This window comes from Marinomonas shanghaiensis (genome assembly GCF_003259175.1).
In the GTDB taxonomy this organism is placed as follows: domain Bacteria; phylum Pseudomonadota; class Gammaproteobacteria; order Pseudomonadales; family Marinomonadaceae; genus Marinomonas; species Marinomonas shanghaiensis.
Map to the genome: position 1 here is coordinate 26,027 of NZ_QGOK01000036.1, position 11,507 is coordinate 37,533.

General features: G+C 43.3%; 9 protein-coding genes. 7 read left to right on the forward strand and 2 right to left on the reverse strand.

Annotated elements, in window-relative coordinates; genetic code table 11:
• Positions 1 to 392 precede the first annotated feature (392 nt).
• Positions 393 to 1,889, forward strand: coding sequence for a sodium/proline symporter PutP (gene putP / locus DKT73_RS19540; RefSeq protein WP_111640201.1), 1,497 nt, complete (start codon positions 393 to 395; stop codon positions 1,887 to 1,889).
• A gap of 273 nt (positions 1,890 to 2,162) precedes the next feature.
• Here the strand turns inward: putP and edd are convergent, their stop codons facing one another.
• Entirely contained in the window at positions 2,163 to 3,977 is a 1,815-nt protein-coding gene (gene edd, locus DKT73_RS19545; protein WP_111640202.1) for a phosphogluconate dehydratase, read from the reverse strand.
• A 383-nt stretch (positions 3,978 to 4,360) separates the two neighbouring features.
• Here edd and gap point away from each other — a divergent pair, with 383 nt between their 5' ends.
• The 6 genes from gap (at position 4,361) to DKT73_RS19575 (ending at position 9,865) form a co-directional block, all read left to right on the forward strand.
• Positions 4,361 to 5,374, forward strand: a complete 1,014-nt coding sequence (gap, locus tag DKT73_RS19550; protein WP_111640203.1) for a type I glyceraldehyde-3-phosphate dehydrogenase — start codon at positions 4,361 to 4,363, stop codon at positions 5,372 to 5,374.
• An 81-nt stretch (positions 5,375 to 5,455) separates the two neighbouring features.
• Positions 5,456 to 6,904 (forward strand): pyruvate kinase, encoded by a 1,449-nt coding sequence (pyk, locus tag DKT73_RS19555; RefSeq protein ID WP_111640204.1) that lies wholly within the window; start codon positions 5,456 to 5,458, stop codon positions 6,902 to 6,904.
• Positions 6,905 to 6,910: 6 nt separating this feature from the next.
• Positions 6,911 to 7,381: a methylglyoxal synthase gene (locus DKT73_RS19560; protein WP_232827941.1), complete on the forward strand. Its 471-nt coding sequence runs from the start codon at positions 6,911 to 6,913 to the stop codon at positions 7,379 to 7,381.
• 196 nt (positions 7,382 to 7,577) lie between these two features.
• A complete protein-coding gene (gene purE, locus DKT73_RS19565; RefSeq protein ID WP_111640205.1) occupies positions 7,578 to 8,069 on the forward strand; it encodes a 5-(carboxyamino)imidazole ribonucleotide mutase in 492 nt (163 codons plus the stop codon).
• A gap of 3 nt (positions 8,070 to 8,072) precedes the next feature.
• A complete protein-coding gene (gene purK, locus DKT73_RS19570; RefSeq protein WP_111640206.1) occupies positions 8,073 to 9,137 on the forward strand; it encodes a 5-(carboxyamino)imidazole ribonucleotide synthase in 1,065 nt (354 codons plus the stop codon).
• 254 nt (positions 9,138 to 9,391) lie between these two features.
• On the forward strand, positions 9,392 to 9,865 hold the full coding sequence (locus DKT73_RS19575; protein ID WP_111640207.1) for an Lrp/AsnC family transcriptional regulator: 474 nt from the start codon (positions 9,392 to 9,394) through the stop codon (positions 9,863 to 9,865).
• A 53-nt stretch (positions 9,866 to 9,918) separates the two neighbouring features.
• Here the strand turns inward: DKT73_RS19575 and DKT73_RS19580 are convergent, their stop codons facing one another.
• Positions 9,919 to 11,160, reverse strand: a complete 1,242-nt coding sequence (locus DKT73_RS19580) for an MFS transporter (RefSeq protein WP_111640208.1) — start codon at positions 11,158 to 11,160, stop codon at positions 9,919 to 9,921.
• Positions 11,161 to 11,507 lie beyond the last annotated feature (347 nt).

Below are 11,507 nucleotides of genomic sequence, written 5' to 3' on the forward strand. Positions count from 1 at the left end.
AACGTCCCCCTTAAATAGACAGATATTTGAACTAATTGACCGTTTCGGCAGAAGCATCAGATTTTTTTGTAACTTTGTCCGAGAAATTTGAAAGATTATCCTGACACAGCCACTTAGAATCGCTTAAGGTCTTTGAATATGTCATAATGCGATTCATTCTCTTTACGAGAATCTGATTATTCTTACATATTAAATCAACGGCTATCACAGTAACGATTTAACAATTATAACTCTTTCGGGTGTGATCTAGACGACGCTTATTTTAAGCACCATCTTTCAATCAGTCACATTGCTGGTCATCGCAATAGTTGGATGAAATATATCCGTACTGATTAAATAGCCTTATCTATCCAAGGTTATTTCACCCGTAATAATTCCATTAGGGGACAATAATGATAGAAAGCAGCTATGCTATCAGCTTTACATTCCTAGCCTATCTAGTAGTTATGCTAGGAATTGGGCTGTACGCTTACAAACTTACCTCCAGCTCGGAGGACTACTTCCTTGGTGGGCGCTCTCTGGGTCCTTGGCCAACCGCACTATCAGCAGGCGCTTCTGATATGAGTGGCTGGTTACTTCTTGGTCTACCTGGATACGCCTTCGCCGCTGGTATGGAAGCCGTCTGGATTGCCGGTGGTCTTCTTGCCGGAACATGGCTGAACTGGCTAATCTGCGCAAAACGCCTTAGAACTTACAGCATAAAAGCGAACAACGCGCTTACCCTTCCTGACTTTTTGTCAACTCGCTTCAATGACAAATCTAAATTGATTCAAACCATTTCAGCGCTCTTTATCCTACTGTTCTTCTTGTTCTATACAAGCTCTGGTTTGGTGGCTGGCGGTAAATTATTTGAAACTGTCTTTGGTTTGGATTACACCTATGCGGTCATTATAGGCACTGTCTGTGTGGTTTCTTACACCTTATTCGGTGGCTTCCTTGCGGTTGCTTGGACAGACCTAGTTCAAGGCTTAATGATGAGCGCTGCCTTAGTGATTGTTCCACTTGTAGCACTTGATGGCGGCTGGTCAGATCTTTCTAGTACACTAACAGCAAAAAATCCTGAGCTATTGAATATCTGGACCAACATCAGCGGCGAACCATTGACAACGATTGGCATTATCTCGTTAGTGGCTTGGGGATTAGGTTACTTCGGCCAACCACATATTCTTGCTCGCTTTAAAGCATCTCGTTCAAACAAAGACATTAAAACAGCACGCCGTATTGCCGTTATCTGGACATTCCTTTCTATGGTTGGCGCTCTGCTTATTGGCTTAGTCGGCATCACCTTTGTCGATAGCAACTTAGCTGGCAATCTAGCGGACCCTGAAAAAATCTTCATGATTCTGGTCAATGCTGTTTTCCATCCAATCGTAGCAGGCATTCTTCTTGCGGCTATTTTAGCGGCGATCATGAGTACTGCCGACTCTCAACTATTGGTATCGTCTTCTGCTCTGGCTGAAGATTTTTACAAGCAATTGTTCAATAAACAAGCAACGCAAAAACAAATCGTGAATGTTGGACGCTTTGCCGTTGTGGCTATTTCTATTGTTGCACTGGTACTTGCATTAAACCCTGAAAGCTCAGTACTTGGCCTAGTATCTTACGCATGGGCTGGTTTTGGCGCGGCCTTCGGTCCAGCCATTCTATTGAGCCTATTCTGGCGCAACATGAACCGCAACGGAGCACTTGCTGGTATTGTCGTAGGTGGTGTAACTGTCGTTGTATGGAAACAATTGACTGGCGGCATTTTTGACCTATACGAAATCGTTCCTGGTTTCTTACTGTCTACCATCGCTATTCTTGTCGTAAGTCTAGCAACGGGTGCGCCAGAAGAGTCTGTAACTGACTCTTTCGATGAATATGAAAAAGCACTAGACACAATGGACTAAGCAACGAGCTTATTACTGAAAAAGGCCCGAATCCGTTAATGGATTCGGGCCTTTTTATTGTGTAAACGTCGCACGAAATATGAGTAGCAGGCTATTCGATTCATTGGCTAGGACTCTCTTAGGGCTTGTACTTTAAGGTTAAGAGTGCGCCACAAAGAAAATAGACTGTACAAGGAAAAACAGAGAAGCAACAAATTGCAGGCAAAAAAATGGGGCTTGAAACAAGCCCCTAAACACCATTTACTAACAAATGTTAGTAGTCAGAGGAAAGGTTTAATCATTGAACAAGCTGCATGCACCTTGCTCTGCGCCACTTACTAGAATACGTTGTGCGCTAAATAGTTCTCGTCCCATACCTTGATGAGAGTCTGTTAGATCTTGCTGAGCCGCTTCTCGTTTATTCAGCTCTTCTTCTGAAATCAGCACAGACAAGGTCCCTTCAACGGCATCCAAACGAATCATGTCGCCGTCATGAATCTTAGCAATCAAGCCGCCAGCTAATGCTTCAGGTGTCAAATGGATGGCAGCAGGCACTTTGCCCGATGCGCCAGACATACGGCCGTCTGTTACTAACGCCACGCGGTAACCCTGATCTTGCAGATTACCAAGGTAAGGCGTTAATTTATGCAATTCTGGCATACCCAATGCTTTAGGTCCTTGAAAACGCACAACCGCCACACAATCGCGTTTCAACGCACCACTGGCAATCGCATCAGCCAAAGCATTTTGACTATGAAATACCGCCGCTGGCGCTTCAATAATTCGATTTTCATCTTTCACGGCAGACACTTTAATCACAGAGCGACCAAGGTTTCCTTTCAGTAATGCTAAGCCGCCTTCTTTGCTGAACGGATTATCAATAGGTCGCACGACATTGGTATCCAAACTTTCTTCGGTGCCATCTCGCCACACAAGATTATCACCGTCTAAGAAAGGCTCTTTGGTGTAATGTGTAAGCCCTTTACCTACAATGGTGTTGACATCTTCATGCAACAAACCACCTTTCAGCAATTGCTTAACTAAGAATGCCATACCACCCGCCGCATGGAAGTGGTTAATATCGGCTTGGCCATTCGGATAAATTTTAGTCAATGATGGCACCACTTTAGAGAGAGCCGAGAAATCATCCCATGTAATAATAATGCCCGCTGCACGAGCATAGGCGACAATGTGCATAGTATGATTGGTAGAACCACCCGTCGCCAACAACCCAACGATCGAGTTAACAATGCTACGCTCATCCACTATTTCATATAAAGGGCGATAGTCTCGACCCAGCGCGGTAATCTTAGTAGACAGCTGAGAAGCGTATTTCGTCAATGCACCACGTAATGGATCATCAGGGTTAACAAAAGAAGAACCTGGAAGCTGAAGCCCCATGATTTCAACCAACAACTGATTTGAGTTAGCAGTGCCATAGAAGGTACAAGTACCTGCGCTGTGATAGGAAGCCGCTTCCGCTTCAAGCAACTCCTCACGAGAAGCTTGACCCTGTGCATAACGCTGACGAACCGCTGCTTTCGCTGCGTTGGTAATACCAGAACGCATTGGACCTGCAGGAATAAACAAAGCAGGTAGATGGCCAAAACGCAAAGCAGCAATTAAAAGACCTGGGACGATTTTGTCACAGATGCCTAAATAAATAGCAGCATCAAACATATTGTGTGAAAGCGCGATCGCCGCACCTTGTGCGATATTGTCGCGGCTAAAGAGACTCAACTCCATGCCATCTTGACCTTGGGTCACACCATCACACATGGCAGGTACACCACCAGCAAATTGAGCAACAGAGCCCATTTCCTGAACCGCCGCACGAATTAGATCAGGATAATTTTCGTAAGGTTGATGAGCGGACAGCATATCGTTATAAGAAGAGACAATACCGATATTCGCCTCTTCCATTAAGGTTAACTTTTGCTTGTCTTGAGGTTGGCATGCCGCGAAGCCATGAGCCAAGTTACCGCAGGACAACTTGCCTCTATGTGGCCCATGCTCTTGCGCTTTCTTCATATCTTTAAGGTATTGCTCACGAAGCGCTTTGCTTCGTTCAATAATATCGTTCGTTACCTTAGCAACAATCGGATTCATGCTTCTCTCCATTTTCATTCTGTTAACCTAGCACCCCGCCCGATGCATAGATTTTATGTAATATTACTACATTTTAAATTAATTTCACGCTCAAAACCCAGTAAAATCTAAAAATAAATGCATATTTTGTAATTTTTTTACAAAACTATTCAGCCAGCGCCATAATTTCAGCTAAAATACGCTTACGTTTGTAACATAAATCTGTACAATATTTGTCTCCGATCATTATTTGATTAAAAAACAGCCAAAATGAAAGGATTTTGTTACTAATCCTTGATTAAAAAATTACTTATGTAGTATTTTTACGTCAAAGAACAATATTGAACGTGATGTGTTCGAATTCGAAAACAACACAATTTCCGCACTATTTTTTAGAGGTGAGTATGACGATTAAGGTAGCTATTAACGGTTATGGACGCATTGGACGCAACACTCTGAGAGCGCTGTACGAATCAGGTAAACGAGATCAAATCCAAATCGTCGCGATTAATGATCTTGGCGATTCAAAAACCAACGCTCATTTAACAAAATACGATACAGTTCATGGCCGCTTTAATGCAGACGTTACCTTTGATGATGAAGCCCTGTACGTTAATAATGACAAAATCCGTACTTTCTCTGAACGCAACCCTGCCGATCTGCCTTGGGCTGAATTAGGTGTTGACGTTGTTTACGAATGTACCGGCTTCTTTACCACAAAAGAAAAAGCCAGTGCTCACATCACAGCGGGTGCAAAGAAAGTCATCATTTCTGCACCAGGCAAAGATGTTGATGCAACCGTTGTTTATGGCGTAAACCAACATGTTCTTACTTCTGACATGACGGTCATTTCTAATGCCTCTTGCACCACTAACTGCCTAGCACCTGTTGCGAAACCTTTGAGTGACAAGTTAGGTATCGAAAGTGGTCTAATGACAACTATTCATGCTTATACTAATGACCAACGTCTTTCTGATGTCTATCACGAAGACTTGTATCGTGCTCGTGCTGCAGCACAAAACATGATTCCAAGTAAAACAGGTGCAGCTGCCGCTGTTGGTCTTGTTGTTCCAGAGTTGGTAGGTAAGTTTGACGGTATGGCCGTTCGCGTTCCTACAATCAACGTATCCTTGGTTGACCTAACCTTCTTAGCGCCTCGTGAAACCACTGTAAAAGAAGTCAACCAGATCATCGAAGACGCTATTAAAGCAGATCCAATTCTTGCTCAAGTATTGCACGTTAACTATGAGCCACTTGTTTCTTCTGACTTTAATCACAGCACTTATACGTCTAATTTTGATGCGACACAAACCCGTGTTCAAGGCAAGCTTGTTAAAATCATGGCTTGGTATGATAACGAATGGGGATTCTCAAACCGAATGCTCGACAATACTATCGCATTAATGGCTGCGAAATAGTCAAAATACACGAAGGCTGCTGACGCAGCCTTCGTCGTCTCTTATACTTCACTTCACGCTTTCTAATCTTTGGTAAATAAAATGACTCGTAGAACTAAAATTGTTGCCACCTTAGGCCCTGCTTCCAGCTCTCCAGAAATGATCGAAAAATTGATTTTAGCGGGAGCCAACGTATTTCGCTTAAATTTCTCCCACGGTCAGCCAGAAGATCACATCAATCGCGCTGAGGTTGTTCGTGAAATGGCTAGAAAAAATGGTCGCCATGTGGCCATCCTTGGAGACTTACAAGGTCCAAAAATCCGTATTGCTCGCTTCAAAAATACTAAAATTGAACTGAAAGACGGCGCAACTTTTATCCTAGACGTCGGTTTTGATAAGAACAGTGGCGATGAGACTCGTGTTGGTATTGATTATCCTCAGCTAGCAAAAGATTCTCAGCCAGGCAACGTCTTACTGCTTGATGATGGCCGTGTTGTGCTTGAAGTGTTAGAAGTAAAAGGACAAGAAGTTATCACTAAGGTCATCGTTGGTGGCGCACTGTCCAATAATAAAGGGATAAACCGTCAAGGCGGTGGACTCTCTGCTGCAGCGCTGACAGAGAAAGACAAAGAAGATATTAAAACAGCAGCCGCATTAAAAGCAGATTATCTAGCGGTTTCTTTCCCACGCTGTGCTGACGATTTACATGAGGCTCGAGCGCTGGCTGAGGCTGCGGGCCTAAAAGCTGGTATTGTTTCTAAAGTAGAGCGTGCTGAAGCCGTTGCTGACAACGAAACACTGGATGCTATTATTCTTGCTTCTGACGCAGTTATGGTTGCTCGTGGCGACTTAGGCGTTGAAATTGGTGATGCGGAGTTGATTGGTGTGCAAAAACACATGATCAAACGCTGCCGTCAATTGAACCGTCCAGTTATTACAGCGACACAAATGATGGAAACCATGATTACCAGTGCCATGCCAACTCGCGCGGAAGTATTTGACGTAGCGAACGCAGTACTTGATGGCACAGATGCGGTCATGCTTTCTGCCGAAACAGCAGCTGGTGCGTACCCAGAAGAAGTTATTAAGACCATGAACCGTGTTTGTTTAGGAGCCGAAAAGCAACCTGCAATCAATCGCTCTAAACACCGTATCGATGTAACCTTTACTAGCATTGACGAAACCATTGCAATGTCGGCTATGTATGCGGCTAACCACTTGGAAGGCGTTAAAGCAATCATCAGTTTGACTGATTCAGGTACAACACCACTATTGATGTCTCGCATTAGTTCTGGTCTGCCAATCTATGCCTTGTCTCCAAACCAAGCCACTCTCAATAAAGTAAATCTTTATCGTGGTGTAACGCCCGTGGCTTTCTCTTCTCAAGAGTTCAACGTAGATACCATTGTGGCAGGCTTGGTTAACCATGTTAAATCTCTTGGACTGATCAAGGACGGCGATCTTGTCATCGTGACAAAAGGCGACCATCTGGTAAGTTACGGTACAACCAATATGATGAAAGTCGTAAAAGTGGGCGCTACTGAGGAATAAACCACAGTGAAAGGGAAAACGTTACAACAAAAAATGATCACGACGCCAGAGCGCAAAAATGTCGCTCTGGTTGCTCATGACAATATGAAACCCGCTCTTATTGAGTGGGCAGAAATGCATAAAGAGAAACTGATTAAGCACAACCTAATGGCAACAGGGACAACAGGGAATTTAATGCAGAAACAGCTAGACGTTCCTGTTCATTCCCTTATAAGTGGCCCGCTGGGTGGCGACCAACAGCTCGGCGGTCTCATTGCTGAAGGCAAGATTGATGTGCTGATTTTTTTCTGGGACCCTTTCGAACCAATGCCCCATGATCCTGACATTAAGGCTCTGCTTCGAGTCGCTGCAGTTTGGAATATCCCGATTGCTTGTAGCGTTTCCTCAGCCAATTTTTTGGTAACGTCTCCTCTATTCGAAAGCGAATTTGAACGACAGATTCCAGATTACGAAAAATACCTCCAAGAGCGACTCTAGTCGCTCTTTTCTTTTCCCTCTATAAAGACCTGAACACTCGCCAAAGCTCGCGGTTTTCTTCAAAATCGGCTATATTAGCCGTCAAATCTTGTCGTCCATAAATGTGTTAGGCCACATATATGTACGACCAATTTCATTGATAGATTCAACGTTTAACCTCCTCAATACCACGTTGAACACCAATAGGAGAATAATTTTGCAAGCAGATGTAGCCCTAATAATGGGATCAAAAAGCGATTGGGCAACCATGGAAGGCGCCGCGGAAATAATGGATGCCCTTGGCGTCAGCTACCATGTAGAAGTTGTTTCAGCTCACAGAACCCCCGTCAAACTTGCAGAATTTTCAGAAAGCGCTGCAGAAAAAGGCTTTAAAGTGATTATTGGCGGTGCAGGTGGCGCGGCACATTTACCTGGCATGGTGGCCGCTCACACTCGTTTGCCTGTTCTGGGTGTACCAGTACAAAGCAAAGCCCTAAACGGTATGGACAGCTTGCTGTCTATCGCACAAATGCCAAAAGGTGTCGCGGTAGGAACTTTAGCTATTGGTAGTGCCGGTGCCTTTAACGCAGGTTTATTAGCCTGTCAGATTCTCGCTGTCTCTAACCCCGAACTAGCCAAGAAAATAGACGCCTTCAGAAAACACCAAACTGAGAGTGTTTTAGCGAATCCAGACCCTAGAGAGGCTTAATTTATGACCGTTCTATGGGTATTAGGTGCAGGCCAACTAGGCGCCATGCTAAAACAAGCGGGCACCCCACTAGGCATTGACGTTCGACCTGTTGATATTGAGTCTACTGAAACCTTAACACTAGGTACGACTGATATCGTAACAGCAGAAAGAGAGGAATGGCCTGAAACAATCGCCACTAAACAACTTGCTACACACAGTAACTTCGTTAACCTAGCCACTTTTCCACAACTGGCTGATCGATTAACGCAAAAGCAATGGCTAGACCGCTTAGAGCTCGCCACAGCACCATGGTTTCCAGTCGAATCAGACTCTACCGCTGAAAAAGCTCATGAAGCGCTAGGTGATCGTGTTTTATTAAAACGACGCCGTGGTGGTTACGACGGCAAAGGTCAATACTGGTTAAAACAGCCCGAAAGCACTGAAATTCCGCCAGATTGGAAAGGTCACGCCATTGCAGAACAAGCCATTAACTTTGACGAAGAAGTATCACTAGTCGGTGTTCGAGGCAAAAGCGGTGAAACGCATTTTTACCCACTCACTCTCAACCTTCATATTAACGGCATTTTATACGCATCTATCTCTCCTCTAGAGCGACTTAAACCACTTCAGAATCAAGCCGAAGCAATGCTTAGCAAGCTGATGAATGCTTTGGATTATGTTGGCGTAATGGCGATGGAGTGCTTTCGTGTTGGTGACCAATTACTCATTAATGAGCTTGCGCCACGCGTCCATAACAGCGGGCACTGGACACAAGCAGGTGCGAGCACATGCCAATTTGAAAACCACGTACGTGCAGTGACAGGTCTTCCATTAGCGCCAGCTGAAATCAAGAACCAAAGCATGATGGTCAACTTAATTGGTGTTGATCTCGACTATGAGTGGCTCAAACTTCAAGGCTTGGAGCTTTATTGGTACAAAAAAGAAGTTCGCCCTGGAAGAAAAGTTGGGCATTTAAATTTTTGCTCAGGTGATAGTGAGGTATTACAAACAGCACTAACAGGCTTAGCACTTCCGCAGCCTTATCCCGAAGCACTGTCATGGTTAGCCAAAAACCTGCCTAAATAAGACCATCAATATATTCAACGATAAACATATCAAAATGCCGCTATCGATAACGATATGCGGCATTTTTTATGAGTATCATTTGAATACAGAAAATCCCAAAGCAACAATAGTGCAAAAAAATGTCTAAAAATCAGTAAAAAAAACGCTTTATAACTTGTTTACTTTATAAAACCGCTTATTCTAAACGCTGCGGCTTTAAAGCCATTAAGCCTATATAAAAAAACAGTACATAAGATGCTGACAAGGAAACTTGAATGAACCACATTGAATTAGACAGCTATGATTGGCGTCTGCTAAAGGCACTCCAGACAAATGCAAGGCTGACTAACGTCGCACTATCAGAGCAAATCAATCTATCGCCCTCCCAATGCTCAAGACGTTTACAAAGGCTAGAACAGAGCAACCTGATTGAAGCCTACTTTACACAACTCAATGCCAGCGAACTTGGCTATCAGGTAACGGCATTTGTCAGTGTTACGCTTGATAAAAGCATTAAGAACTCAGATACGCAGTTCCAACAAGCCATTATTGAAATTCCGAAAATATTAGAATGCTATTCAGTCAGTGGCGAAGCGGACTATTGGTTAAGAGTAATCAGTGAAAACTTACCTTCTCTTTCAACATTCCTAAGCGAATCCCTTGCTAAACTCCCCTGCGTAAGGGACTTAACCTCTACCGTCGTCTTAAACCGAATAAAGCACGCTCCTTCCATTCCATTGCCAAACTAATCCATTTAAAGACATTAAAAAGCGACGACTATCTCTAAAAAGATAGTCGCTTTTTAAATCTCTGGTAGACGAATTACCATAAAACCACCCACTACGGTAATGAGTGAAAATATCAAAACAAGCCCTTCCAAAGAAACCGCATAACTCAGCAAACTGATACTGCTCATCCCTAACAAAACAATACCAATAATAGTATTACTAACCGACACATAACGGGTTCGTTTATTACCATCACCTAAATTGACCAAATATGTCTTACGTCCTATTCTCACCCCCTGATGAGCAACACTCAAAACGAAATACAAAATAGCGACAGACCAGATGACACAAGAGGTGTCTGATAATAATTTGATACTGAAAAATAAAGCGATACCCGACAAAGAACTGAGCAATGAAGCAATCAACATCACTTTTCGGCTAGAGTAATCAGAAAACAATCCCCAAAAAGGTGATGACAATAAAGAAGCTAAACCACTGACCAGTATGAATAACCCTAAAACAAAGCCAGCGTTATCGGATTTTTGCTGAGCAATCAGCACATAGTAAGGAGCCCCTAAAGCCGCACATAAAAACAATGAACGAGCAATCACAAACTCACGAAACACCACATCGGTTTTTAACAAACTTAGTTCTTTGAAAACCGCAAAAAAACTGGTCTCCTTATCATCAATTTGACTCAGTGGCTCCTGTACAGAAGAATATATTAGAGCAGCTAACAGCCAAATCAGTGTCGCTATAACAATAGCCCAAACATAAAAATTAACGTTTTCTCGATCGCCATCGAAAAAAAGCAACATGTACACTGCAATCACAATCGTGATCATACCCGAAGCACTCGCTGACCATCCCGTCACCCTTCCACGCCTGTCCTTTGCAACGGTCTTCCCCAAGACATCTTTCGAAGCAACCGAATTCAGCCCTCTTGCGACACTAAACAAGACTAAAGCAACAATGATAATCCAACCAGCGCTCGCCCCCTCAAATAGCAATGCCGTACTGCCTATCACCACAACACATAAGGACTGAATAATACTGCCCAATACCCAGACCCATTTTCGTATTTTTATTTTATACATAAAATGAGCAATGGCTATCTGAGGCAACAAAGAGCCTGACTCACGTATTGGAACCAACCAACCCAACAAATACAAAGGAGCACCTAAGCTTTGCAAGAGCCAAGGCAAAGTCACTTTAGGATTAATCAAAACATCCCCTAAATTGATTAAAAACTGCGAAACAACCAATTTTAGAGTATTCGCATTATCCGCACTTTTCTGCCCTTTCTTATGCCGCATAACCATTCCTAAAAATCATTCTTTTCACGATAACCACCTCAACATCTGAGTTTAAAAAGTCAAAAAATCTAAAAAAACATCATAATTTACATCATGAATAATCGTTTTTATTCTATTCTGTTTAGAGACTAAAATGACATTAAAAACCACCTTGTCGAGCTAAAGCCGCGACCTACAAAAAACAATCACCTGTAGGTCGGCCTTCAGGCCGTCAAAAAGCATTCAGCCTTTGCAACCCATTTGACGCGCTAAAGCTGCGACCTACAAAACCAATCACGTGTAGATCGGCCTTCAGGCCGTCAAAGAACTTTTCTTGAACAAAACAGACTACTTGGACGATATAACGA